Annotated in this window: 24 protein-coding genes; 6 read left to right on the top strand and 18 right to left on the bottom strand. The window is 70.8% G+C overall.

What is annotated here, in order from left to right:
- Positions 1–2,145, bottom strand: a complete 2,145-nt coding sequence (locus tag ACE101_RS29360; RefSeq protein WP_379137468.1) for a TonB-dependent siderophore receptor — start codon at positions 2,143–2,145, stop codon at positions 1–3.
- A 204-nt stretch (positions 2,146–2,349) separates the two neighbouring features.
- On the bottom strand, positions 2,350–4,209 hold the full coding sequence (gene recQ / locus ACE101_RS29355) for a DNA helicase RecQ (protein WP_379137466.1): 1,860 nt from the start codon (positions 4,207–4,209) through the stop codon (positions 2,350–2,352).
- A gap of 102 nt (positions 4,210–4,311) precedes the next feature.
- On the opposite strand from recQ, the gene ACE101_RS29350 reads away from it, so the two are divergent.
- Both ACE101_RS29350 and ACE101_RS29345 read left to right on the top strand, forming a co-directional pair.
- The gene (locus ACE101_RS29350; protein ID WP_379137463.1) at positions 4,312–4,554 is read left to right on the top strand and encodes a type II toxin-antitoxin system VapB family antitoxin; all 243 of its coding nucleotides are present in this window, start codon (positions 4,312–4,314) and stop codon (positions 4,552–4,554) included.
- Positions 4,554–4,982, top strand: coding sequence for a type II toxin-antitoxin system VapC family toxin (locus tag ACE101_RS29345; protein WP_379137461.1), 429 nt, complete (start codon positions 4,554–4,556; stop codon positions 4,980–4,982). The genes ACE101_RS29350 and ACE101_RS29345 overlap by 1 nt, the downstream gene beginning before the upstream one ends.
- Here the strand turns inward: ACE101_RS29345 and recF are convergent.
- The 4 genes from recF to speB form a co-directional block, all read right to left on the bottom strand.
- Positions 4,964–6,109 carry a DNA replication/repair protein RecF gene (gene recF, locus ACE101_RS29340; RefSeq protein ID WP_379137458.1) on the bottom strand — a complete coding sequence of 382 codons (1,146 nt, stop codon included), beginning with the start codon at positions 6,107–6,109 and terminating at the stop codon, positions 4,964–4,966. The genes ACE101_RS29345 and recF overlap by 19 nt on opposite strands.
- A gap of 439 nt (positions 6,110–6,548) precedes the next feature.
- Entirely contained in the window at positions 6,549–7,670 is a 1,122-nt protein-coding gene (gene dnaN, locus ACE101_RS29335) for a DNA polymerase III subunit beta (RefSeq protein ID WP_379137454.1), read from the bottom strand.
- Between the two features lie 143 nt (positions 7,671–7,813).
- Entirely contained in the window at positions 7,814–9,313 is a 1,500-nt protein-coding gene (dnaA, locus tag ACE101_RS29330; protein ID WP_379137452.1) for a chromosomal replication initiator protein DnaA, read from the bottom strand.
- A gap of 635 nt (positions 9,314–9,948) precedes the next feature.
- A complete protein-coding gene (gene speB / locus ACE101_RS29325; RefSeq protein WP_379137450.1) occupies positions 9,949–10,953 on the bottom strand; it encodes an agmatinase in 1,005 nt (334 codons plus the stop codon).
- Between the two features lie 275 nt (positions 10,954–11,228).
- Here speB and rpsT point away from each other — a divergent pair, with 275 nt between their 5' ends.
- A complete protein-coding gene (rpsT, locus tag ACE101_RS29320) occupies positions 11,229–11,495 on the top strand; it encodes a 30S ribosomal protein S20 (protein ID WP_379137447.1) in 267 nt (88 codons plus the stop codon).
- 84 nt (positions 11,496–11,579) lie between these two features.
- Here the strand turns inward: rpsT and ACE101_RS29315 are convergent, their stop codons facing one another.
- The 3 genes from ACE101_RS29315 to nthA are packed head-to-tail and all read right to left on the bottom strand — an operon-like array spanning position 11,580 to position 13,212.
- Positions 11,580–11,888 (bottom strand): nitrile hydratase accessory protein, encoded by a 309-nt coding sequence (locus ACE101_RS29315; protein ID WP_379137446.1) that lies wholly within the window; start codon positions 11,886–11,888, stop codon positions 11,580–11,582.
- On the bottom strand, positions 11,885–12,565 hold the full coding sequence (gene nthB / locus ACE101_RS29310) for a nitrile hydratase subunit beta (RefSeq protein ID WP_379137443.1): 681 nt from the start codon (positions 12,563–12,565) through the stop codon (positions 11,885–11,887). The genes ACE101_RS29315 and nthB overlap by 4 nt, the downstream gene beginning before the upstream one ends.
- Positions 12,562–13,212 (bottom strand): nitrile hydratase subunit alpha, encoded by a 651-nt coding sequence (gene nthA / locus ACE101_RS29305; protein ID WP_379137440.1) that lies wholly within the window; start codon positions 13,210–13,212, stop codon positions 12,562–12,564. Before nthA ends, nthB begins: the two co-directional genes overlap by 4 nt.
- 121 nt (positions 13,213–13,333) lie before the next feature.
- On the opposite strand from nthA, the gene corA reads away from it, so the two are divergent.
- Positions 13,334–14,338: a magnesium/cobalt transporter CorA gene (gene corA, locus ACE101_RS29300; RefSeq protein ID WP_379137438.1), complete on the top strand. Its 1,005-nt coding sequence runs from the start codon at positions 13,334–13,336 to the stop codon at positions 14,336–14,338.
- A 259-nt stretch (positions 14,339–14,597) separates the two neighbouring features.
- Here corA and soxA read toward each other — a convergent pair whose 3' ends face one another.
- The 7 genes from soxA to ACE101_RS29265 all read right to left on the bottom strand — a co-directional run bounded on the left by soxA (position 14,598) and on the right by ACE101_RS29265 (position 19,176).
- On the bottom strand, positions 14,598–15,374 hold the full coding sequence (gene soxA, locus ACE101_RS29295) for a sulfur oxidation c-type cytochrome SoxA (RefSeq protein WP_379139026.1): 777 nt from the start codon (positions 15,372–15,374) through the stop codon (positions 14,598–14,600).
- A complete protein-coding gene (gene soxZ / locus ACE101_RS29290; RefSeq protein WP_379137435.1) occupies positions 15,371–15,691 on the bottom strand; it encodes a thiosulfate oxidation carrier complex protein SoxZ in 321 nt (106 codons plus the stop codon). The genes soxA and soxZ overlap by 4 nt, the downstream gene beginning before the upstream one ends.
- Positions 15,692–15,695: 4 nt before the next feature.
- Positions 15,696–16,157: a SoxY-related AACIE arm protein gene (locus tag ACE101_RS29285; protein WP_379137432.1), complete on the bottom strand. Its 462-nt coding sequence runs from the start codon at positions 16,155–16,157 to the stop codon at positions 15,696–15,698.
- Complete coding sequence (soxX, locus tag ACE101_RS29280; protein WP_379137429.1) at positions 16,154–16,726, bottom strand: sulfur oxidation c-type cytochrome SoxX; 573 nt, start codon at positions 16,724–16,726, stop codon at positions 16,154–16,156. The genes ACE101_RS29285 and soxX overlap by 4 nt, the downstream gene beginning before the upstream one ends.
- A 79-nt stretch (positions 16,727–16,805) precedes the next feature.
- The gene (locus ACE101_RS29275) at positions 16,806–17,804 is read right to left on the bottom strand and encodes an SDR family oxidoreductase (protein ID WP_379137426.1); all 999 of its coding nucleotides are present in this window, start codon (positions 17,802–17,804) and stop codon (positions 16,806–16,808) included.
- Positions 17,805–17,904: 100 nt separating this feature from the next.
- Positions 17,905–18,411, bottom strand: a complete 507-nt coding sequence (gene gpt, locus ACE101_RS29270) for a xanthine phosphoribosyltransferase (RefSeq protein ID WP_379137423.1) — start codon at positions 18,409–18,411, stop codon at positions 17,905–17,907.
- A gap of 12 nt (positions 18,412–18,423) precedes the next feature.
- The gene (locus tag ACE101_RS29265; RefSeq protein WP_379137421.1) at positions 18,424–19,176 is read right to left on the bottom strand and encodes a competence/damage-inducible protein A; all 753 of its coding nucleotides are present in this window, start codon (positions 19,174–19,176) and stop codon (positions 18,424–18,426) included.
- A gap of 213 nt (positions 19,177–19,389) precedes the next feature.
- Here ACE101_RS29265 and sfsA point away from each other — a divergent pair, with 213 nt between their 5' ends.
- Positions 19,390–20,100, top strand: coding sequence for a DNA/RNA nuclease SfsA (gene sfsA / locus ACE101_RS29260; RefSeq protein WP_379137419.1), 711 nt, complete (start codon positions 19,390–19,392; stop codon positions 20,098–20,100).
- 217 nt (positions 20,101–20,317) lie between these two features.
- On the opposite strand, the gene ACE101_RS29255 is transcribed toward sfsA, so the two are convergent.
- Positions 20,318–21,169, bottom strand: a complete 852-nt coding sequence (locus ACE101_RS29255) for an FkbM family methyltransferase (protein WP_379137416.1) — start codon at positions 21,167–21,169, stop codon at positions 20,318–20,320.
- Positions 21,170–21,273: 104 nt separating this feature from the next.
- On the opposite strand from ACE101_RS29255, the gene ACE101_RS29250 reads away from it, so the two are divergent.
- On the top strand, positions 21,274–22,038 hold the full coding sequence (locus ACE101_RS29250; RefSeq protein ID WP_379137413.1) for an alpha/beta fold hydrolase: 765 nt from the start codon (positions 21,274–21,276) through the stop codon (positions 22,036–22,038).
- A gap of 3 nt (positions 22,039–22,041) precedes the next feature.
- On the opposite strand, the gene ACE101_RS29245 is transcribed toward ACE101_RS29250, so the two are convergent.
- On the bottom strand, positions 22,042–22,299 hold the full coding sequence (locus ACE101_RS29245) for a DUF6894 family protein (RefSeq protein ID WP_379137410.1): 258 nt from the start codon (positions 22,297–22,299) through the stop codon (positions 22,042–22,044).
- Between the last annotated feature and the right edge of the window lie 122 nt (positions 22,300–22,421).

The raw sequence follows: 22,421 nt of genomic DNA, 5'->3' as shown, positions 1-22,421 counted from the left end.
TCAGAAGCTGATCCGCGCCGAGGCGAGCACCTGGAACGGCTCGCCGACCGCCACCCCGAGATTGTTCGTGCCGATCGAGGAGGTGTAGTAGGTCGTGTCGAGCAGGTTGCGGATGTTGAGCTGGAGCGTCGTCGGCAGCGACGCGACGACGGTGTCGTAGGCGATGAAGGCGTCCATCACCGCGTAGTCCGGCAGCTTGAAGCTGTTGGCCGCGTCGCCCGGCCGGTAGCCGACGTAGCGCGCCCCGGCGCCCGCCCGCAGGCGCCCGTCCCAGACGATGCCGAAATCGTGGGTGAGCCAGAGCGAGGCGGTCTGCGGTGCGACGTTGGTGAGCCGCTTGCCGGTGAGCAGCGGATCGGCGAGGACCACCGCGTCCGTGTAGGCGTAGGTGGCGATCACGCTCCAGTCGTCGGCGATCTGGCCGGCGATGTCGATCTCGAAGCCCCGCGAGCCGACCCGGCCGGCCGATTTGCTCACGCTGATGCCGTTCACCAACTCCGTATAGAGCACGTTGTTCTTGGTGATGTCGTAGAAGGCCGCCGTCGCCGTGATGCCCCCGGTCTGAACCTTGACGCCGACCTCCATCGCCGCGCCGGTCTCGGGCGGCAGGGCGCCGATATAGCTCGCGATCGAGGAATTCGGCCGGAAGGTCTCGCTGTAGGCGGCGTAGACCGAGGTCTCCGGCGTGAGGAGGTAGACGGCCCCGACCCGCGGCACCACGCGCCCGCCCGAGACGTCGGTGTTGAGGTTGAACGGGCGGCCCTTGCCGGCCTGCTGGCTGAAATCCTGGTAGCGCAGGCCGCCGACGAGGCTGAGCTGCTCGGTGATCGCCACCGTGTCCTGCGCGTAGACGGCCGCCGTCTCGATGCGCTCGGTCTGGTCGCTGTCGGCGGCCGAGACGGCGCGGCTCGCCGGCAGGGTGCCGTAGACCGGCGCGAAGATGTTGAAGCGCGTGTTCGTCGGCCCGCGGATCAGGTCGGTGCGCAGCACATCGCTCGAATCGTAGGAGGCGCCGAACAGGAGTTCGTGCGTCAGGCCGAGCGGATCCTCGACCTTGCCCGTGAGGTCGAGGCGGGCGGCGTGGACGTCGAAATTCGAATCCTGGGTGGCATCGGCCCGCCGGGTCAGCTGTCCGGTCCGGGCGTTGAAGGCCGTCACCCGGGCTTGGTCGTCCTGATAGAAATTGTGGCTGTAGGCGTAGTTGAAATCGAGCTTCCAGGTCTCGCCGAGATCCTGGTTCACCTCGATGCCCGCGACGTGGTTCTCGCCCGCCGTGATGTTGTAGCGCTCGTCGAAGCGCCGGTCGCGCGGCACCGGCACCGGCTTGTGGGTGCCCGGATAGATGATGGTGCCGCGGTCGAACGGCGCCTTGTAGTGCGAGAACTCGTAGAACAGCCGCACCGTGGTGGAATCGCCCCGCCAGGTCAGCGAGGGTGCGAGCACCTGCTGGTTCTGGGTGCCGAAGTTGCGCCAGTATTCCTCGTTGCGGTGCTCGGCGACGAAGCGGTAGGCGAGGTCGGTGCCGGCGATCGGCCCGGTCAGGTCGAGAGAGGCACTGCCGCCGCTGAAGCTGGAGCCGGTGGTCTCGAACACGCCGGCCTGCTCGAAGCGCGGCTTCTTGGTGACGATGTTGACGAGGCCACCCGGGTCGAGGATGCCGTAGAGCGCCGAGGCCGGTCCTTTGAGCACCTCCACCCGCTCGGTGGTGGGCAGGAAGCTGCGGGGCACCGCCGTGCGCAGGCCGTCGCGCAGGATCGAGCCGTCGCGGTTGTCGCCGAAGCCCCGGCGCAGCACCGCGTCCTGCGTGCCGCCGAGCGTGTTGGCCTGCGTGATGCCCGGGACGTTGTAGAGCGCCTGATCGAGGGTGCGGACCTGCTGGTCGCGCAGCACCTGCTCGGTGACGACGCTCACCGCCTGGGGAATCTTGATGATCGGCGTCTCGGTGCCGTTCACGAGGCTGCTGCGCACCGGCTGGTAGCCCCGCGCCACCACGGCGCCCTCCGGCGAGGAGCCCGCCACCGAGATCTCGTCGAGGGCGATGATCGGATCGCTCGCCCCCTGGGCGCGAGCACCCTGCGTGACGGCGCCGCCGATCCACGCCGCCTGTGCCGCGCAGACCAGCAGCGCGACCCGACCCTTCGCCATGTCCTGAAACTCCGCACCCCACGCTGCGACGACGCGGCAGCGCGCCTGGCGGGATTAGACTGACGCGCTGTCAATCAAACGGCGGAGCCGCTGTCAACGCGGTAAGTCTTTGAATTCACGACGATAAAATTGAAACGGTTCTAATCTGACGCAAGGATGGCGGGAAGTCGTGAATTTTCATGCCGGAAATTCGGGTCTCCGGCATCATGATGCCGATCGGCCGGCGCGCTTGGCGGCGTCGGCGAGGAAATCCGCGATGGCGCCCGTGAAGGCCTCGCCATAGGCCTCGCGCTTGCGCTCGCCGACCCCGTGCACGGAGCGGAGCGCCCAGAGATCCACGGGCTTGGCCCGCGCCATCTCGATCAGCGTGCGGTCCGGGAAGATCATGTAGGCGGCGACGCCCTCCTGGCGGGCGAGGGTGGCGCGCAGGCCCCGCAGATGCTGGAACAGGGCCTCGTCGTCGGGGGAGAGCCCGAGCGTGTCGTCGCGGTCCGCCCCCTTCGCGCGGCGCTCCTTGGGGGTGCGCGGCTCGGGATCGGGGCGCAGCTGCACGGTCTCGCGGCCGAACAGGATCGCCTCGCCCTTCTCGGTCATGGCAAGGCCGCCATAGCCGTCCTGGTTCTCCGCCACCGCACCGGCCGCGAAGAGCTGGCGCAGGATCGCGCGCCACGCCGCCACCGGCTTGTCGGCGCCGACGCCGAAGGTCTTGAGCTGCTGGTGGCCGTTGCGGCGGATCTGGTCGCTCTCCTTGCCGTGGACGAGGTCGCAGACATAGGCCGCGCCGAAGCGCTGGCCGGTGCGCACGATGGCCGAGAGGACCTTCTGGGCCGCCACCGTGCCGTCGACGAGCGAGACGCCGCCCCGGCAGAGGTCGCAGCGCCCGCACGGGGCGCTCGCCTCGCCGAAATAGGCGAGCAGCGACTGGCGGCGGCAGGCCGCGCCCTCGCAGAGCGAGATCATCGCCTCGAGCTTGCGGCGCTCCACCCGGCGGCGCTCGTCGGAGATGTCCTTCTCGTCGATCTGGCGGCGGCGGAGCGCCATGTCGTCGAGGCCGTAGAGGGTGAGGGTGTCGGCGGGCAGCCCGTCGCGGCCGGCGCGGCCGATCTCCTGATAGTAGCCCTCGACGTTGGAGGGCATGTCGGCGTGGCAGACGAAGCGCACGTCGGGCTTGTTGATGCCCATGCCGAAGGCCACGGTCGCCACCATGACGATGCCGTCCTCCTGCAGGAAGGCGTCCTGGTTGCGCATGCGCGTGCCCTGGTCGAGGCCCGCATGGTAGGGCAGGGCGTTGAAGCCGTCTTCCTGCAGGATCTGGGCGATCTGCTCGGTGCGCTTGCGCGACGAGCAGTAGACGATGCCGCTCTCCGCCCGGCGCGGGCGCAGGAAGCGGCTGATCTGCCGCGTCGCCTGCTCCTTGGGAGCGAAGGTCAGGCGGATGTTCGGCCGGTCGAAGGAGTGGACGAAGGTCTCCGGCCCACGGCCGGCGGGAAACAGCCGCTCGGTGATGTCGGCGCGCGTGGCGGTGTCGGCGGTGGCGGTCAGCGCCACCATCTGCACGCCGCCGAGCGCCTCGCGGGCCCGGGCGAGGTCGCGGTATTCGGGGCGGAAATCATGCCCCCATTGCGAGACGCAATGGGCCTCGTCGACGGCGAGCCGGCGCACCCCCGCGCTCTGAAGCGCCTCGATCAGCCCATCCATCAGCAGCCGCTCGGGGGAGACGAAGAGCAGGCGCAGCTCCCCGTTCCGGATCTGGCGCCACGCGGCCTTGGCCGCGGCCTCGTCCACCGTCGAGTTGAGGGTGGCGGCGGCGACGCCGAAGCCGCGCATCTGCTGCACCTGATCGTGCATGAGCGCGATCAGCGGCGAGACCACGACGGTGAGCGAGCGCTCGACCAGGGCCGGCAGCTGGTAGGTCATCGACTTGCCCGAGCCGGTCGGCATCACGGCGAGCACGTCCCGCCCGTCGAGCACGGCACCGATCACCTCGGCCTGGCCCGGACGGAAATCCTCGTAGCCGAAGGTGGTCTGGAGCGCGGCGCGGGCCTCGTCGAGGCGTGAGGTCATCGGATCCCTGCGGGGGTGGTGGAACGAAGGCGGATAAGGTCCGGTGCTTGTGATCGCGCTGTGTAGACATTACCTTTGTGCTGTCTACACGGCAGGCTTGCAATGCCCCTGAACATCCGCAGCGAGGAGGTGAATCGCCTCGCCGAAACGCTGGCGTCCGTCGCGCGCGTGAGCAAGACCGAGGCCGTGCGTATTGCGCTGGAGAATGAAATTCAACGGCGCGAACAGTCGCTCTGCGCGTTCCGCGCGCGCATCCGGCCGATCCAGGATGCGCTGGCGGCGGCCTCCAGAACCGGCCTCAGGGCCGACAAGGCCTTCTTCGACGAGCTGAGCGGCGAGATCTGATGTTCGTCGACGCATCGGCCCTCGTCGCCCTCGTCCTGCGTGAGCCGGGGCACGCCGAGGTCGAGCGATGCCTGCATGCCGCTCCCCTCCGCCTGATCAGCGGCCTCGCCGTTTTCGAGGCCGTTGCCGCGGTTGCTCGGGAAACGCGATTGCCGCCCCAGGACGTCGAGCGGCTGCTGGACGCGTTCATGGTCGCAGCCGGCATCAGGGCCGTTCCGATCGCCGAGGACGAGACGAGGGCGGCCCTGGACGCCTACCGGCGCTTCGGGGCGGAGCGCGGGCATCCCGCCAAGCTCACTCTGGGCGACTGCTTCGCCTATGCCTGCGCCAAGACGCGGGGCGTGCCGCTGCTCTTCGTCGGGGACGACTTCATCCATACCGACATCACGCCGGCCTTGCCCGGACCCGATCAGCCCGGCTCGACGTGACCATCCGCGACCGCGATCACGTCGCCGCGGTCGCCGAGTTCCGCGAACAGGGCCGGGTCCGCCCCGGTCATCCAGACCTGTCCCGGCAGGGCTTCGAGCGCGTCGAACAGGCCGGCGCGGCGGCGCGGATCGAGATGGGCCGCGACCTCGTCGAGGAGGACGAGGGGCGGCAGCCCGCTCATGCCGGCGACGAGGCGGGCATGGGCCAGCACGAGGCCGATCAGCAGCGCCTTCTGCTCCCCCGTCGAGGCGGTGCCGGCCGGCACGTCCTTGGGCCCGTGGCGCACCACGAGATCGGAGGCCTGCGGGCCGGCGAGGGTGCGGCCGGCGGCGCGATCACGAAAGCGGTTCTGGCGCAGCACGGTGCGGAAGCGATCCTCGGCGTCGACCGCCGGCCAGACCGCCACGAGATCGTCGATGTCGCCTTCGAGCCGCACGCCCGCCCAGGGGAAGGGCGAGGAGTCGTCGCGCGTCGCCAGGATGAGCTGGTCGAGGCGCTCCACGGTCTCGCGCCGGGCGAGCGCCACCGCGATGGCGAGTTCCGCCACCTCGCGCTCCACCGCGTCGAGCCAGGGTCCGTCGTCGGGGCGCTCCTCCAAGAGCCGGTTGCGCGAGCGCAGGGCCCGCTCCAGGGCGCTCACCCGCGTGCCGTGGCCGGCATCGACCGCGAGGACGAGGCGGTCGAGGAAGCGGCGCCGGTCGCCCGCCGGGCCGCGGAACAGCGCGTCGAAATCCGGCGTGAGCCAGACCACGCGCATGTGCTCGGCGAAGGCCGTGGGGGAGGGCGCGCCGGCCCCGTCGACGCGGCAGAGCCGGCCGCCGCGCTCCTCCCGGCCCTGCGGCTCCCAGGCGGTGCCGACCCGGTGCTCGCCATGCGGCCCGGCGAGGCTCAGCGACACCGCGAAGCCGCCCGGGCCGTCCTCGCGGGCCATGGCGGCGAAATCGGCCCGGCGCAGGCCGCGGCCGGGAGCGAAGAGCGAGAGCGCCTCGAGGATGTTGGTCTTGCCCGCGCCGTTCTCGCCCACCAGCGCGACGAAGGGCCGGCTCACGCCGAGATCGAGGCTGGCGTGGTTGCGGAAGTCGCGGGCGATGAGGCGCGTGACGCGGAAGGGATCGGGAGCGGCCATGGGTGCTGAGCCACCCAATCACCCGTCGTCGTGGATGGTTGCAAGATCCCGCGCGTCCCAAATCGCGCGATCGATCGCCACGGCGGCATCACACGCGATGTCCATGGCATGCGGGCCGCGCCGAAACCGCGAGCGCCCGGCGCGGGACGGGTTTGGAGGTCGCGGCAGCCCTCATGCTGCGGTGGCGCGCAGCGCCCTCGCAGCACCCCTGACCGGCGATCCGACTCGGCGGTGTCAGGGGAGCCGCGATGGGGGGTGCTGCGAGGCTCGGCCATCGCCGAGCACCTCAGCATGAGGATCGGACGGGCTTCGAGAGCCCGCCCCGGCGATCGCCTCATACGGTTTCCGGATGATCGCTTCGCGATGCGGAAACCGGCCTCGCTCAGGCGCCGCGCGGGCTCGTGATACGGTTTCCGAAAGTGATCGTCCGGAAACCGTATCACACCCGCATCGGCATCAGCACGTAGAGCGCGGGCGCGCCGTCCTTGTCCTGGATCAGGGTCGGCGAGCCCGGATCGGCGAGCTTGAACAGGGCGGTGTCCCCGTCGAGCTGCGCGGTGATGTCGAGGAGGTAGCGGGCGTTGAAGCCGATATCGAGGGGCGAGGCCTCGTAGTCGGCGTCCAGCTCCTCGGTGGCGCTGCCCGAATCCGGGTTGTTCACCGAGAGCGAGAGGCGCCCGCCGGCCACCGCGAGCTTCACGGCGCGGCCGCGCTCGGAGGAGATGGTCGAGACGCGGTCCACCGCCTTGGCGAATTGCTCGCGCTCCACGGTGAGGAGCTTGTCGTTCCCGGTCGGGATCACCCGCTGGTAATCCGGGAAGGTGCCGTCGATGAGCTTCGAGATCAGCGTGACGCCGGTCGAGAAGGTGAAGCGCACCTTCGCCGAGGAGATCTCGACGCCGACGCTGTCGCCGCCATCCTCCACCAGCTTCTGGATCTCGGCCACGGCCTTGCGCGGCACGATGATGCCCGGCATGCCCTGGCTGCCCTCGGGAGCCGGCATCTCGACGCGGGCGAGGCGGTGGCCGTCGGTGGCGACGGCGCGCAGCTTCAGGCCGCCCTCCGCCTCGATGGCGTGGAAGAAGATGCCGTTGAGGTAGTAGCGCGTCTCCTCGGTGGAGATCGCGAACTGCGTCTTGTCGATCAGCTTCTTCAGCTCCGCGGCCTGGAGCTGGAAGCGATGGGGCAGCTCGCCCGCCGCGAGATCCGGGAAGTCGGCCTCCGGCAGCGCGCCGAGGGTGAAGCGCGAGCGGCCGGAGCGGATCAGCATCTGCCCGGTATCGCCGGTCGTCTCCAGGGAGACCTGGGCGCCGTCGGGCAGCTTGCGGACGATGTCGTAGATGACGTGGGCCGGAACCGTGGTGGCGCCCCCGTCGGCCACGTCGGCGGGGATGGTCTCGGTCACCTCGATGTCGAGATCCGTCGCCTTGAGCTGCAGGCCCTCGTCGCTGGAGCGCAGCAGCACGTTCGACAGGATCGGGATCGTGTTGCGCCGCTCCACGACGCGGTGCACGTGGCCGAGCGACCGAAGAAGGGCCGCGCGCTCGACTGTGACTCTCATGGGGGGTCCGCCGTCTCAAACACTCCGGCCGGAGGGCCGGCACCACATCGTTCCCGTGCCCCGCACGGGGGCGAAACTTTGGCGAAGCCGGACCCCGAACGCAAGTCGTGGCCCGGCCCGCATCCCCACGGCGATGAGGGGGATCAGTCCTGAAGCATGCGCTTGAGGAGTTCGACCTCGTCGCAGAGGGCGGTATCCTCGCCGATCGCCTTCTCGATCTTGCGCACGGCATGCAGCACGGTGGTGTGGTCGCGCCCGCCGAAGCGGCGGCCGATCTCCGGCAGGGAGCGCAGCGTCAGCACCTTCGAGAGGTACATGGCGATCTGGCGCGGCTTCACCACGGCGGCGGTGCGCCGCTCCGAGAGGATGTCGGAGCGCGAGACGTTGTAGCGGCTCGCCACCAGCTTCTGGATGTCCTCGATCTTGACCCGCTTGGGCTCGCGGTTCTTCACGAGGTCGCGGATCGCGGTCTCGGCGGTCTCCAGCGTCACCGGCGCGCCCGTGAGGGTGGCGTGGGCGAGGAGCCGGTTCACCGCGCCTTCGAGGTCGCGGCCGTTCGCGGTGATGGCCTTGGCGACGTACTCGGCCACCGCCGGGCCCACCTCGAAGCCCGGATGCGTGGCCCGCACGGCCTCCAGGCGCGATTGCAGGATGGTGGCCCGCAGGGTCTCGTCGAGGGTGCCGATCTCGACCACGAGGCCCCCCGCGAGGCGCGAGCGCACCCGCTCGTCGAGGCTCTCCAGCTCCGTCGGCGGCCGGTCGGCGGCGGCGACGACCTGCCGGCCGGCATCGATCAGGGCGTTCAGCGTGTGGCCGAACTCCGCCTGGATCGAGCGGCCCTGGATGAACTGCACGTCGTCGAGGATCAGCACGTCGATGGCGCGCAGGCGCTCCTTGAAGGCGAGCGCGTTCTGCGTCTTCAGGGCATTGACGAAGCCGTACATGAAGCGGTCGGCGGTGAGATAGATCACCCGCCGGCCGGCCTCCTTGGCCGCGTGCCCGACGGCGTGCAGGAGATGGGTTTTGCCCAGGCCGACGCCCGCGTGGAAGTAGAGCGGGTTGTAGACCGGCCCGCCGCCGTCATGGGCGGCGACGCGCTCGGCTGCCGCGTGGGCGAGCGCGTTCGAGCGGCCGACCACGAAGCTCTGGAAGGTCAGGCGCGCATCGAGGGGGGCGCCGCTGAGGTCGCCGGCCTCCCCGCCGCGGCCGGCCTTGTCGGCCTCCGTCATGTCGATGGCGGCCGGCGCGGTCGCCGCCTGCCGCACCGGGATCGCCGCCTTGGGCGGGGCGGGCACGGCGCCGACGACGGCCGGGCGCGCCTGCGCCATCGGCCCGCGCACGCCGACCTCGATGCCCTCGACGCCCTCGGCCTCGCTGCGGAAGGTGGCGAGCACCCGGTCGAGGTAGTGGGATTCGATCCAGCTCTTGAGGAAGCGCGTCGGCACGGTGAGGCGGGCGACGCCGCCCGAGACCTCCTGCAGCTCCAGCCGCGCGAACCAGCTCGCGAACACGTCCTCGCCCAGTTCGGCCCGCAGGCGCCGCTTCACGCGCTGCCACGCGGCCGTGAGATCGCCGCGGCCGCTGCCACCGCCGCCACCGCCGCCCGGATCGAACCCTTCCGCCAAGCCGCCATCCACACGCATTGATGGGTCCTCTCTCGAACCGTCCGCGGCTGCCCGCTCGCGGCCCGTACGCCGATACGCAACTCCCGACATGTCCCAGTTCGAACCATGTCGGCCCCGGTGAGGAACCAAGAGTCAACTACCCCCAGCGTCTCCCCCGCCTTCCTCACCGGTCTATCAACAAGAAGTCTCGTTTTCCTTAAGCGTCACGCCCCTGAACTTCCTTGAGAACCCGGGCCGGGGCCGGGGACCGCGCCGGGCACGACTCACCACCCGGCCCTGTGCGGGCCGGCGATGCGAATCGTGACTTCGGAAGGACGGGACGGTGTTCCGCGCCCCAGCGGGAACGGCGAAACGTTACGCTTTCCTGGTGAAGCTTCGCAACAGGAAGCGTTGGCGCGGTGGTTAACGCCCGGTTGACCCGGTCGTCGACTCACGCCCCGCGCACAGGTTTTCCCGGTGCAACGGGTTGGAATCCCGGATCCTTCGGGCGGCGGCGCGAATCATGGCGGGCCGGCGGCGGACCAGCCGGGAGATGTGTCGAGAACGGGGAGGGCGCCGGGGACATGGCGGTGGAAAGGACCCGGGAGCGGAGCGGGGCCTTGACAGACGACCGCAGCGCCCCCGCGCGGGAGGGGCCCGTCCCGGCCAGCGTCTCAGCCCCGGCGCCGCGCCCGGGCCTCGGCGAGCAGGCACAGGAGCTCGAAGGCGAAGGTCGCGCCCACCAGCGCCGTGGTGCCGGACGGATCGAGGGGCGGGGCGACCTCCACGACGTCGGCGCCGACGAGATCGAGGCCGCGCAGGGCGCGCACCAGGAACAGCGCCTCGCGCGAGGTGAAGCCGCCGATCTCCGGGGTGCCCGTGCCGGGGGCGAAGGCGGGATCGATCGAATCGATGTCGAAGGTCAGGTAGGTCGGATTGCTGCCGACGACCGCCCGGGCCTCCGTCGCCACGGCCGGCAGCCCTTCGGCGATGACGCGCTCCATCTCGATGATGCGGATTCCCTGGTCGAGGGCCCATTGCCGCTCGTCGCGGGCGTAGAGCGTGCCGCGGATGCCGATCTGCACCATGCGCCTGGGGTCGAGGACGCCGTCCTCGATCGCCCGGCGGAACGGCGTGCCGTGGGTGAGCTTCGCGCCGCCGAAATAGCTGTCGGTGGTGTCGCTGTGGGCATCGATGTGGATCAGGCCGACGGGACCGTCCCGGCCCAGCGTCCGCAGCAGCGGATAGGTCACGAGATGGTCGCCGCCGATGGCCAGCAGGGTCAGGCCGGCCGCGTGCAGGGGCGCCGTGAAAGTCTCGATGCGCGACAGCGTGTCGGCGACGTCCACGGGGTTGACCGGCACGTCCCCGAGATCCGCGCAGGCGCAGAGCTCGTAGGGGCACACGCCCGTGGCGTGGTTGACGAGGCGCATCAGGGCCGATTGCTCGCGCACGCCCCGCGGCCCGAGCCGCGCACCCGGACGGTTGGTGGTGGCGCTGTCGAAGGGGATGCCGAACAGGCCGATATCGATCGGCTCGGCCATGGCCGCCGCGGGCGTCAGCACCGGCAGGCGCATCAGGCTGGCGAGCCCCGCGAAACGCGGCATGGCCATGCCGGACAGCGGCTGGAAGCGCGCGAGGCGCTCCGCGCGGGTCGTGTCGTCGGCCGGGCGGGTCATGCGGAACCTCCGTGAAACCTATTCGCGCGATCATGGACGATGACGGCGCCCGGAGTCTTGCTCCTCAGTCCTGCCCCCGAGTCTTGTGTCGGGATCTTGCCCCGGATCCCCGCCCCGGATCTTGCGTTGACGATGCTCCGTCACCCGCGTATAGACAGCGCCTCGCGAACCCGCCGGATCGCCCCGGCGGCTTTCCGTGCTTCCAGCGCCATACCACGCGACGCCGCCACGCCTCCGGGCCCTCGTGCATCGCGCAATCGAGATGAGGACAGCCGATGGCCAACACCGTGTCGGCCAAGAAGATGACCCGCAAGATCGCCAAGCGCACGGCGATCAACCGCTCGCGCCGCAGCCGCATGCGCACCTTCGTCCGCAAGGTCGAGGAGGCCATCGCCTCGGGTGATGCCACCAACGCCCTGGCCGCCCTGCGCTCCGCCGAGCCGGAGATCATGCGCGCGTCGCAGAAGGGCATCGTTCACAAGAACACGGCCTCCCGGAAGGTGTCGCGCCTCGCGGCCCGCGTGAAGGCGCTCCAGGCCTGATCACGGCCGCATGGCCGAACGGATGAAGCCCGGTTCCGACCGGGCTTTTTCATGCGCCGCTTCCGCCTGCGATCGGCGCCCTCGTCAGGCGCCCGGATCGTTGGCGAGCAGGATCGGCTGCCCGTGGGGCGTCGCCGCGGCGGCGCGCGCGAAGGCGTCCCGGCGGTCGGACAGGGAAGCGGCGGTGGTGACGCCGCGCGCGGCGAGCAGCGCCTCGATCGTCTCCAGCCAAAGGGCGTAATCGGCCGGGCGCTCGCCCCGGCGGCTCGCCACCCCGAGGGCCTCGGCCCATTCGCTCCACGTGAACAGCCCGCGGTCGTGCAGGGCCACGACGAGGGCGAAGGTCTGCGCCTCCCAGGGCGCGGCGAAGGTGGGCGGATCCTGCGGTCTCATGCGGCGTCCGACCGGGAGCGGGCCGGCTCCAGGTAGCTCTCGAAGGCGTTGACCGAGACGGCGAGACCGGGATCGGCATCCTCGCCCCACAGCTCCACCCCCGCGAATCGCACCGTGTAGAGCCATTGCGGCGCCTCGCCGGCGAGTTCGGCGTTCGAATCCGGGAACACGAAGGTGCCATGCACCTGCTCCACCGTGCCGGTGCGGCCGCGGACGTAGCGCGGCAGCCGGGTATGGCCGACCGGGTTGATGGTCTTCGCCGTCACCTCGTCGCCGACCGCGAAGCGGGCCTGGTGCGGGGAGGGGCGGTCGCTCGGGAAGCCCTTCGCGAAGAGCGGCGCCACCTGCTCGGCCTGGAGCACCCGCGCTACCGGGGCCGGAGGCGTCAGGGCCGCGCCAGCCGCCAGCTCCTCGGCGCTCGCGAGGCCGTGCCGGAGCACCTGCTTCTCCAGGGCCTTGAACCAGATCGCGTAGTAGCTGGAGGTGAGATATTCGCCCGGCGGCAACGATTCGCGGGTCGCGCGGCTGGCATCGAGGTTCCAGGTGCCGGTGTAGCCCATCGCCAGCGCGAGGGCGAAGACCCGCCGCTCCCAGGGGGCGTGGAACCAGGGCTCGTCCGCCTCGAAACCGACCGGCCCGAAGCCCTGCATCCCGCCGAGATCCTGACCGCCGTTCATGCGCGCACCCCCTGCTCGGGAGAGAGGGGAAGGCCCGTGCCGATCATCGAATCGCGGGTGACGAGGTCGGCGAGGGCCGCCTCGTCGAGCTGCTCGGTGCCGGCGGGCCGCATCGGCAGCACCATGTAGCGGAGTTCGGCGGTGGAATCCCACACGCGGATCCGCGTGGTGGCGGGCAGGTCGACCCCGAATTCGCGCAGCACGCCGCGCGGGTCGATCACCGCCCGCGAGCGGTAGGGCGGCGACTTGTACCAGACCGGCGGCAGGCCGAGCACGGGCCAGGGATAGCAGGAGCACAGGGTACACACGACCATGTTGTGCTCCTCGGGGGTGTTGGCGACGACCATCATGTGCTCGCCGCCGCGCCCGCCGAAGCCGAGTTCGCGGATCGCCGCCGTGGCATCGTCGAGGAGCCGGGCGCGGTATGCGGGATCCATCCAGGCCCGGGCCACCACCTGGGCGCCGTTGCGCGGGCCGATCTTGGTCTCGTAGGTGTCGATCAGAGTGTCGAGGGCCGCCGGATCGACGTAGCCCTTCTCCACCAGGATCGATTCCAGGGCCCGCACCCGCAACTCCATGGGCGACAGCTCGCTGCCGTGGTCGTGCGGATGATCGTGAGCGTGATCGTGATGATCGTGATCGGCCATTCCCGGTCTCCTCGGCCACAGGATTAGACCGGCCGGAGCGCCTCGTCACGATCCGATGCCCATTGTGCGGCGGGCAATCGCGGGTCATCCTGTTGTCGGCTCATGATCGGGGAGGCCGTCCATGCTCGCTCCCTCGCCACCCGTCCCGCCCCCGGCTCCGGGCGTCGTCGCCGCCGGCGTCTACGCGGCCGGCCGGCGCATCGCCGAGACATCCATCGCCGATGCGGGCGCCTGGGCGCGCAAGCCGGGCCACGTGGTCTGGATCGGACTCTACGACCCCTCCGACAGCCTGCTGCATCAGGTTCAGGAGCAGTTCGGCCTCCATCCCCTCGCCATCGAGGATGCGGGCAACGCGCATCAGCGCCCCAAGATGGAGCAGTACGGCAGCGGGCTCTTCGTGGTCGCCCGGACCGCGCAGCTCGTCGAGCGGCGCATCGCCTTCGGCGAGACCCACGTCTTCCTCGGCCGCGGCTACGTGGTGACGGTCCGGCACGGGCCGTCGAGCTCCTACGCGGCGGTCCGCCAGCGCTGCGAGGCCTGCCCCTCCACGCTCGCCCACGGCGAGCATTACATGCTCTACGCCCTGCTCGACTACATTGTGGACGATTACGGGCCGGTGATCGGGGCGATCCACGACGAGGTCGAGGCGATCGAGGACACGGTCCTGGCCCGCTCCCTGGAGCAGGCGGAGATCGAGCGGCTCTACATGCTGCGGCGCGACCTCCTGCGCCTGCGCACGGCGGTCGTTCCTCTGGTCGAGGTCTGCCGCCGGCTCGAACACGCCGAGACGGTGGCCGTGGACGAGTACATGCAGGTGCTGTTCCGGGACGTCTCGGACCACATCCGGCGCGTTCAGGAGGAGATCGATTCCCTGCGCGAGGTGCTGGCCTTCGCCTTCGAGGCGAGCCTGATGATCGGCCAGACGCAGCAGACGCACATCGCCCGCCGCCTCGCCGCCTGGGCGGCGATCCTGGCGGTGCCCACGGCGGTGGCGGGCATCTACGGCATGAACTTCAAGAACATGCCGGAGCTGGAGCTGCAATACGGCTACTTCTTCGCGCTGGGCGCGATCCTCATGGTGTGCCTCATTCTCTATCGGCGCTTCCGGGCGGTCGGGTGGTTGTGAGGCGAGCCCTGGCGGGGAGGGCCGGTTGTTCGCTCACCGGCTCGTGACCCCCTCGTCGCCGACTATCCTGTTTGGCACGCAGATCGTTCCTGATGCCAAGTTGCTTGCGGAGCAAGCCTCGAAGCCCCCCGGACCGTTCATCCAAGAGATGAGCGCCTCAGGCACACCGTTCCGGGGTGCTGCGAGGCTCGCTCCGCCCGCACCTCGGCATGAGGATCGTGGTGCCTGCCACGCCTGTCATCGGCACAAGGGTCCTGCCTCACGGCCGCACGGCCGGCGCCTCGATCGGCAGGCCCGCCGCCCGCTGCATCAGGGAGAGTTCGAGCGCCACCGTCTCCGGCGCGCCCGCCGGGTAGGGCTCCGCCCGCATTCCGACGAGGCAGTTGCGCAGGCGGCGCTGGAAGGAGCCGAGATCCTGCCATTCGAGCCGGTAGAGCGGGTAGCCGTTGGGATGGCCCTGCGGGATCGCCGCCGCGCCGAGATGCGCCCCCCAGCGCGCATCGTGGCAGGCCGCGCAGGAGAAGCCGAGCTGGCCCATGCGGCGGGTGAACAGCGCACGCCCCTCCGCGCGGGCGGGGTCCAGGCGCGGGTCGGCCGGCGGTGCCACCGGCAGCCCGCGCGATTGCAGGGCCACCGCGGCCGTGAGCGCGAGGAGCGGGCGGCTCTCGCGAGGGAGGGGCTCCTCGCCCTGGTGGCGCGTGCGGCAGAGATCGATGCGGCCCGCGAGATCGACCGCGCGGCCCTCCGCCGGGTCCCAGGCCGGATAGCGCGCGGCGACTCCGCGCAGGCTCTCGATGGCCCCGTGGCAGCCGGCGCAGGCCGGGCGGCCCGTGGCCGGGGCGGCCTCCCAGGCATCCAGCCCGTCCGCGACCCAGAGCAGGCCGGGATTGGCCGCATCGTCGCGCTGCATCGCCTGCAATTCCGGCGTCATCTGGTCGAAGCCCGAGCGTCGCGCCCCGGACGCGATCTCCTGCGCGGCGAGGGGTGCGCAGAGGGCAAGGAGCGCCAGGGCGGACCAGCGGGACGCCACCCTCAGGTCACCTCGATCGTCGCGCTCTCGGTCTGCTCGAAGCCGTTGTCGCCGCTCCAGGTGAAGGTGAGGGTGCCGCTCTGCGTCGCGCGGGTGGTGAAGGTCAGGTAGGGGTTGGCGGAACTCGCCGGGTAGAGTTCGGCGCGGAACACCTCCTCGCCCGCGTAGCGGCAGACGAAGGTCGTGATGATGTTGCGCGGCAGCAGGCGGCCCTCCGGGCCGGGTCGGTAGCCGGTCTCCATCGGATGCGAGATCAGCGTCTTGATCTCGATGACGCTGCCGGCCCGGGCGGTCTTCGGCACGTTGATGAGGCTGCGGGCCATGGCGTCACCCTTCCACGCAGGCGGCCAGCGTCACGATGGCGTCGGCGGTGGCGGACCAGTAGGTGCCGTCGCTCAGCTCGGCGATCGCCGTCACGGTCTGGGAATCCGCGAGCCGGATGCGCGTCGAGACCGCGGCCCGGCCGGCGCGGGGGCCGAGATGGACGGTCAGCACGTTGGGCTGCGGGTTCTTGTCGTTGAAGATCGCGATGCGCCGTACGTGGTCGGCCGGCGTCATCGGACTGTCGACCGCGACCGTGAGCGGGACGGCGTTGCCGTTCTCCACGAGCGGGGGCACGTCGAGGGTGACGCGGCCGGGGTGGATCGGGGCATCGCCGGCGAAGCGCCGGATCGCGGCCTGGGTCGGCTCGCGCGGCGGGCGCTCGACGGCCCGGGCCGGACGCACCAGAGCGACGGCGAGAAGCCCCGCGCCTCCCGTCAGGACCCTGCGCCGATCCGGCTTCGTCATCGGGTCTCCTCCCCGCCGCGGAGCGTCGCCAGATAGGCGATCACGTCCTCGATCTCGTCCGCTTCCAGGATCGGCCGGCCGCGCCACGCCGCGCCGACCCGGTCGAGCCCCTCGACGCGGTAATACGAGGGCATGATGGTGTCGGGATTCAAGACGCGGCCGTCGACGAGCCGCAGGCGGATCTGGCCGGGCGAGAGCCGCGCGCCGATGCCGGCGAGGTTGGGCCCGACATCGCCCTCCGCCCGGCCGCCGAGGCCCGCGTGGCAGAGGGTGCAGAGGCCGCGCCGGGGATCGCTGGCGATGGCCCGGCCGCGGGCGGGATCGCCCTGCGCCCCCGCGAGGGGGACCGGGATCGCGTCGCCGACGATCGCATAGGGGGCGAGGGCCGGGAGCAGGGTGAGGATCAGGACGGCGGCGAGGACGCGGCGCCCGCGCTCCGCGCAGGGGTGTCGGACACCCTCGCCAAGGAACCGGATCCGGGAGCCCGGCCACCCCGCGACCATCGCCGCCCGCACCGGAACGGGGCTCCCGTGGTTCGATTCCCGAACGGGGTGGGCGTCGATCGACATGCAGCATCGAAACCGGCGGCTCGGCGGATACATGATGCAGCCGCCGGGCCGCGCAGCCGGGTGCGACGATCGGCAGCCCTCAGGCGCGCCGCTTCATCAGCGCCGCCGCGGCGAGGCCGACGCCCGCCATCACGGCGCCCGTGGTGAGGGGATGGAGCTGCGCCCGCGTGTAGGTGCTGGTGCGGCGCACGTAGCCCGGATAGACGCCGCGGACATGGCCGTCCGAGCCGGGCTGGTGCAGCGCGCCCTGCGGGTCGCGCGGGGGTTCCGCGGCGCGCTGCGCCCGGGCCGCCACCGCGCCGAGGCGGTCGAAGGCCTCCGGCGCGAGCTTCTTGAAGCCCGTCATCGCCCGGCCCCCGCCGCCGACATAGATCTCGCGGTGCGGGTGAACGGCGGCGTGCAGGATGGCGCGGGCGACCTCGTCCGGATGGTAGACCGGCGGCGGCAGCTGCGGCTCGCGGTCCATGTAGTTGCGGGCGTGCTGGGGCAGGGGAGTGTCGATCGAGCCGGGCTTGATCAGCGTCACCGAGACCGGCGCGCCGTCCATCTCCAGCTCCGCGCGCAAGCCGTCCGTGAAGCCGCGGATCGCGTGCTTGCTCGCCGAGTACATGGCCTGGAGCGGGATCGTCAGGTCGGAGGCGATGCTGCCGACATTGATCAGCGCGCCGCCGTGCCGCTTCAGGTGCGGCACCGCCACCAGCGAACCGTAGACCGTGCCCCAGAAATTGGTCTGGAACAGCCGCTCGCTGTCCTCGTCGCTCACCTCCTCCAGGCGCCCGAAGATCGAGATGCCGGCGTCGTTCACCCAGGTGTCGAAGCCGCCGAAGCGCTGGATCGCCTTGTCGGCCAGGGCCTGCACGTCCTCGCGCCGGCCGACATCGCCGACCGCATGGGTGACCTGTCCGCCCTGGCGCTCGATATCCTCCTGAATCGCGGCCAGGGCCTCGGCGTTGCGGGCGCCCATCACCACCCGCGCGCCCTGGCGGGCGGCCATGCGCGCCGTCGCGAGCCCGATGCCGCTCGATGCCCCCGTGATCACGATCACCTGCTGATCGAGGGGCTTGTGGGCGTGAGCCATCTGCGTCTCCATACTGTTGGGGAGTGTGCTTCGCCCTCCCCAACGATCGTGGGACGCTTCCGTTCACGTGGATGGATGCGCTGCATCCATCCATGTCCGGTCAGCCGGAGGTGCCCGGATGGATCGGGGCCTGGTAGGCGAGGCCCATGTCCCAGGGGAAGTAGATCCAGGTGTCCTGGCTCACCTCGGTCACGAAGGTGTCGATGAGCGGCCGGCCGGCGGGCTTGGCGTAGACCGTGGCGAAATGCGCGCTCGGCAGCATGGTGCGCACCACCTGCGCGGTCTTGCCGGTATCGGTGAGGTCGTCGAGGACGAGCACGCCCCGGCCGCTGCCGTCGCCGATGGCGCAAATGCTCGGGGCCACGTCCTTGAGCACGGTCAGGGAGCCCTGCTCCTGATAATCGTGATAGCTCGCGATGCAGACGGTCTCGATGAGCCGGATGCCGAGTTCGCGCGCCACCACCGCCGCCGGCACGAGGCCGCCGCGGGTGATGCAGACGATCGCCTCGAACGGGCCTGCCCCGGCGAGCCGCCACGCCAGTGCCCGGGCGTCGCGATGGAACTGGTCCCAGGAGACCGGAAAGGCCTTCTCGCCTGCCGTTGCCATCTCGGCTCCTCCCTAACCGCGCGCCGCCTGGAGCCGGGCGACCAGCGCCTCGATCTCCGCCCTGGCGGCGGCGAGCGCGGCCGCGTCCTTGGCCCGCGCCACGATCTGATTGCGGAACCCCTGCGGCGTCATCGACGGGTAGGAGCCCACCGACACGCCCGGGAAGCGCGCGGCGACCCCGGCGAGGTCGGCCGCGTAGGCGCCCTCCGGCAGAGCGCCGGCCTCGATGGTCTCGGCGAGCATGCGCGCGCCGGTGCGCAGGGTCGGTGCCACGTTGTCGAGCATCGCCTGCATGATCGCGGGCACGCCCGCCATCACGATCACGTTGCCGATCACGAAGCCCGGCGCCTTCGAGATCGGATTGGCGATCAGCTCCGCCCCGAAGGGGATGCGCGCCATGCGCAGGCGGGCCTCGTTGAGGTCGGCCTCGGGGATGCGTTCGAGCAGCATCGCCCGCGCGCGCGGATCGACGTCGATGCCGACGCCGAAGGCCGCGGCCACGCAATCGGCCGTGATGTCGTCGTGGGTCGGCCCGATGCCGCCCGTCGTGAACACGTAGGTGTAGCGGGCGCGCAGCGCGTTCAGCGCGCCCACGATCTCCTCGGCCACGTCCGGCACCACGCGCACCTCGCGCAGGTCGATGCCGATGGCCGTGAGATACTCGGCGATGTAGCCGATGTTCTTGTCCTTGGTCCGGCCGGAGAGGATCTCGTCGCCGATGACCAGAACGGCGGCCGTCACCTGGGTCGCAATCTCGTCGCTCATCATGCCTCCGGCCATCGCCCCGCTGTATCGTGACCATCTGCCGGGCTCAAGCGTCGCGCCGCGCGCCGTTACCCGCGAGAGCATCGTCCGACGAAGCGGATGCCGGTTCGTCGCAGAAAATGCGGCAAACACAAAGGTCTAGAGCGGGATCCGATTGCAACGCGAGCGGATCCTGCTCTAAGCGGGCGGGATGCCGCAGCCGAGCCCTGACCCGTGCGCTTCGCCCATCCGCTGACCGAGGGGCGGCTGGTGCGCCGCTACAAGCGTTTCCTCGCCGACGTCGAACTCGCGGACGGCCGGGTGGTGACGGCGCATTGCGCCAATCCGGGCGCGATGGTGGGGCTCGTCACCCCGGGCCGGCCGGTGCTGCTCTCCGCCTCGACCAACCCGGCCCGCAAGCTCGCATGGTCGTGGGAGATGGTGGAGGCCGAGCTGCCGGGCGGGGCGCAATGGGTCGGCATCAATACCCTGCGGCCGAACCAGCTGGTGGCGGAGGCCTTCCGGGAGGGGCGCCTGCCGCCCTTGCGCGAGGCCGCCACCCTGCGGCCGGAGGTGCGCTACGGACGGGCGAGCCGGGTCGACTTCCTGGCCGATGGCCCCGCCGGCCCCTGCCATGTGGAGGTGAAGAACTGCCACATGATGCGGGAGCCCGGCCTCGCCGAGTTCCCCGACTGCACGGCGGCCCGCAGCGCCCGCCACATGGACGAACTCGCCGAAGTGGTGCGGGGCGGCGGGCGGGCGCTGCTGATCGTGGTGGTGCAGATGCGGGCCGAGCGGTTCGACGTGGCGGGCGACATCGACCCGGCCTTCGCCGCCGCCTTCCGGCGGGCCCGGGCGGCCGGCGTCCGGACGCTCGCCTATGCGTGCCGCCTGGACCCGGCCGAGGTCGCGATCGACCGGGAGATCCCGATCGTGACGGCGTGATACGGTTTCCGGAAGATCACTGTCGGAAACCGTATCACGAGCCCGCGCGGCGCCTGAGCGAGGCCGGTTTCCGCATCGCGAAGCGATCATCCGGAAACCGTATGAGACGCAATCCGCTTGATCGAAGCGGATTGCGTATCAGCAAGCCCGCGCGGCGCTTGAGCGAAGCCGATTTCCGCATTGCGAAGCAATCAACCGGAAATCGTATGAGACGCCGTCACGCCTTCTCGAAGATCAGGTTGAGGCGGGTGCGCGCCACCTGGCGGTAGCCGTGGCTGGTGAGCAGGGCCGAGAGGTCGGTCTGCCAGAGGTCGGTGCCGTCCTCCAGGATGATCAGGCTCGGATGCAGGCTCCGCGGCGCGGTGCGCAGGAAGGGCTCCAGGATCAGGTCCTCGGCGCCCTCGACGTCGAGCTTGATCGCGTCGATGTGGTCGATGCCCTCGCCGCGCACGAGGTCGAGGAGCGTGACGGCCGGCACCCGGATCGCCGCGCCCTCGTTGGTGCCGACCACCTTGAGGCTCGATTCGCCGCTGTTGCGCTGATCGACGAAGAGGGTGAGTTCGCCCGCCTTGTCGGCCACCGCGCAGGCCACCGCCTTCACGGTGCCGAACGGGTTCTGGGCGATGTTGTAGGCGAGCTTGTCGAAGATGTCGGGCTGCGGCTCCACCGCGAGGATCCGCGCCGCCGGGCCGCTGAGGCCCGCCACGAACAGCGCATAGGCGCCGATATTCGCGCCGACATCGATGAACACGCAGTCCGGGCGCAGCCGCTCCGCCAGGAGCCGGCGCTCCGCCGGGTCGAAGAACTGCGGGGTGAAGAGCACCTTCTTCTCGCAGTTGTTGTTGTAGGGGTGCAGGCGCATGCGGGCGCCGTAGCGCTCCACGTCGAGGGGCCGGCCGCGCAGGAGGCGGATCGCGCAGCGGCGCAGGATCAGGGCGAGGCGGCGCGCGCCCCAATCCTCGTCTGGCAGGCGCTGGGTTCGGGCCACGATCCAGCGGACGAGGCCGGTGGGGGCGTAGGTCCCGAAGGGCTGGGGAGGTTGGGTCATCGCATCGGTTGTGGTCGCCATCGCGCGCCTCATGCCATCCGCGGGGGCCGCCCGCAACGGGCGGGCATTGCGGTGCGGGTGCGGGCCCGATAGAGGCGGGGCAGCCATTTCGGAGCCGCTCGCCCATGCAGACCTTCGATTCCGCCGGCGTGCCGATCGCCTATATCGACGTCGCGCCGGAGGGCGGAGCGGGCGATCCGGTCCTGCTGATCCATGGTTTCGCCTCGAACCACAAGGTGAACTGGGTCAGCACCGGCTGGGTCCGCACGCTGACGGAGGCGGGTTACCGGGTGATCGCCCTCGACAATCGCGGGCACGGCGAGAGCGGCAAGCTCTACGAGCCGGACGCCTACGCGTCGGACCTGATGGCGGAGGATGCCTGCCGCCTCCTCGACCATCTCGGCCTGCCCCGGGCGGACGTGATGGGCTACTCGATGGGCGCACGCATCACCGCCTTCCTGGCGCTGATGCGCCCCGAGCGCGTGCGCTCAGCCCTGCTCGGCGGGCTCGGGATCCATCTGGTCGAGGGGAGGGGGCTGCCGAGCGGCATCTCGGACGCCATGGAGGCGCCGTCGAGCGCCGAGGTCACCGATCCGGTCGCCCGGTCCTTCCGCATCTTCGCCGAGCAGACCCGCAGCGACCTGCATGCCCTCGCCGCCTGCATGCGGGGCTCGCGGCAGACCCTGTCCCGGGGAGAGGTCGCGCAGATCGAGGTGCCGACGCTGGTCGCGGTGGGAACCACCGACCACATCGCGGGGTCGGGACCGGCGCTCGCCGCCCTCATTCCCAATGCCCGCGCCCTGGACATTCCCAACCGGGACCACAACCTCGCCGTCGGCGACAAGGTGCACAAGCAGGGCGTGCTGGCCTTCCTGGCCGAGCGCCCCTGATCCTCACTGCGCCCGGGCGCGCTGCCGGCTCTCGCGGGCCTGAACGCTCGTCATCGACAGGTTGAGCACGCGGCGGTGGTGCAGATCCTCGACCTGAATCGCGCTATGGCGCAGATCGCAGACGATCTTGCGCTCGCCGAGCAGGCCGGTGGCCAGCCGGGCCGCCCGCTCGAGGGCATCGGCCGGGCTGTCCAGATTGACGCCGTCGACATCCCGCACCAGCCGGGAGCCGTTCTGGAAATGAAAGAAGTAGAGGGCCATTGCTTTTTTTAGGCCTCATTGAAGGATCCGTACGGCACGGCGAACGGTGATGCTTCGCGTTCCGGTTGATCATCGTGTGGTTGTTTAGGTCTTATACCATAGGTTAACCGCCGACAAGGCGA

Source organism: Methylobacterium carpenticola, from assembly GCF_042748905.1.
GTDB lineage: Bacteria > Pseudomonadota > Alphaproteobacteria > Rhizobiales > Beijerinckiaceae > Methylobacterium > Methylobacterium carpenticola.
The sequence above is the reverse complement of the archived record's forward strand: the minus strand, read 5'-3'. Positions and strand labels throughout refer to the sequence as shown.

Excerpts from the sequence above, each read along its gene's own strand:
- soxZ (WP_379137435.1), bottom strand. The coding sequence starts at position 15,691 with ATGGCCCGCAGCCTCATCAACGTGCCGAAGACCGCCCGGGCCGGCAGC.
- nthB (WP_379137443.1), bottom strand. The coding sequence starts at position 12,565 with ATGAACGGCGGTCAGGATCTCGGCGGGATGCAGGGCTTCGGGCCGGTC.
- ACE101_RS29350 (WP_379137463.1), top strand. The coding sequence starts at position 4,312 with ATGCCCCTGAACATCCGCAGCGAGGAGGTGAATCGCCTCGCCGAAACG.
- ACE101_RS29360 (WP_379137468.1), bottom strand. The coding sequence starts at position 2,145 with ATGGCGAAGGGTCGGGTCGCGCTGCTGGTCTGCGCGGCACAGGCGGCG.
- recF (WP_379137458.1), bottom strand. The coding sequence starts at position 6,109 with ATGGCCGCTCCCGATCCCTTCCGCGTCACGCGCCTCATCGCCCGCGAC.
- gpt (WP_379137423.1), bottom strand. The coding sequence starts at position 18,411 with ATGGCAACGGCAGGCGAGAAGGCCTTTCCGGTCTCCTGGGACCAGTTC.
- recQ (WP_379137466.1), bottom strand. The coding sequence starts at position 4,209 with ATGACCTCACGCCTCGACGAGGCCCGCGCCGCGCTCCAGACCACCTTC.
- ACE101_RS29315 (WP_379137446.1), bottom strand. The coding sequence starts at position 11,888 with ATGAGACCGCAGGATCCGCCCACCTTCGCCGCGCCCTGGGAGGCGCAG.
- ACE101_RS29275 (WP_379137426.1), bottom strand. The coding sequence starts at position 17,804 with ATGGCTCACGCCCACAAGCCCCTCGATCAGCAGGTGATCGTGATCACG.
- rpsT (WP_379137447.1), top strand. The coding sequence starts at position 11,229 with ATGGCCAACACCGTGTCGGCCAAGAAGATGACCCGCAAGATCGCCAAG.
- ACE101_RS29245 (WP_379137410.1), bottom strand. The coding sequence starts at position 22,299 with ATGGCCCTCTACTTCTTTCATTTCCAGAACGGCTCCCGGCTGGTGCGG.
- ACE101_RS29265 (WP_379137421.1), bottom strand. The coding sequence starts at position 19,176 with ATGAGCGACGAGATTGCGACCCAGGTGACGGCCGCCGTTCTGGTCATC.
- dnaA (WP_379137452.1), bottom strand. The coding sequence starts at position 9,313 with ATGCGTGTGGATGGCGGCTTGGCGGAAGGGTTCGATCCGGGCGGCGGT.
- corA (WP_379137438.1), top strand. The coding sequence starts at position 13,334 with ATGCTCGCTCCCTCGCCACCCGTCCCGCCCCCGGCTCCGGGCGTCGTC.
- ACE101_RS29250 (WP_379137413.1), top strand. The coding sequence starts at position 21,274 with ATGCAGACCTTCGATTCCGCCGGCGTGCCGATCGCCTATATCGACGTC.
- speB (WP_379137450.1), bottom strand. The coding sequence starts at position 10,953 with ATGACCCGCCCGGCCGACGACACGACCCGCGCGGAGCGCCTCGCGCGC.
- soxX (WP_379137429.1), bottom strand. The coding sequence starts at position 16,726 with ATGTCGATCGACGCCCACCCCGTTCGGGAATCGAACCACGGGAGCCCC.
- nthA (WP_379137440.1), bottom strand. The coding sequence starts at position 13,212 with ATGGCCGATCACGATCATCACGATCACGCTCACGATCATCCGCACGAC.
- dnaN (WP_379137454.1), bottom strand. The coding sequence starts at position 7,670 with ATGAGAGTCACAGTCGAGCGCGCGGCCCTTCTTCGGTCGCTCGGCCAC.
- ACE101_RS29255 (WP_379137416.1), bottom strand. The coding sequence starts at position 21,169 with ATGGCGACCACAACCGATGCGATGACCCAACCTCCCCAGCCCTTCGGG.
- ACE101_RS29285 (WP_379137432.1), bottom strand. The coding sequence starts at position 16,157 with ATGACGAAGCCGGATCGGCGCAGGGTCCTGACGGGAGGCGCGGGGCTT.
- ACE101_RS29345 (WP_379137461.1), top strand. The coding sequence starts at position 4,554 with ATGTTCGTCGACGCATCGGCCCTCGTCGCCCTCGTCCTGCGTGAGCCG.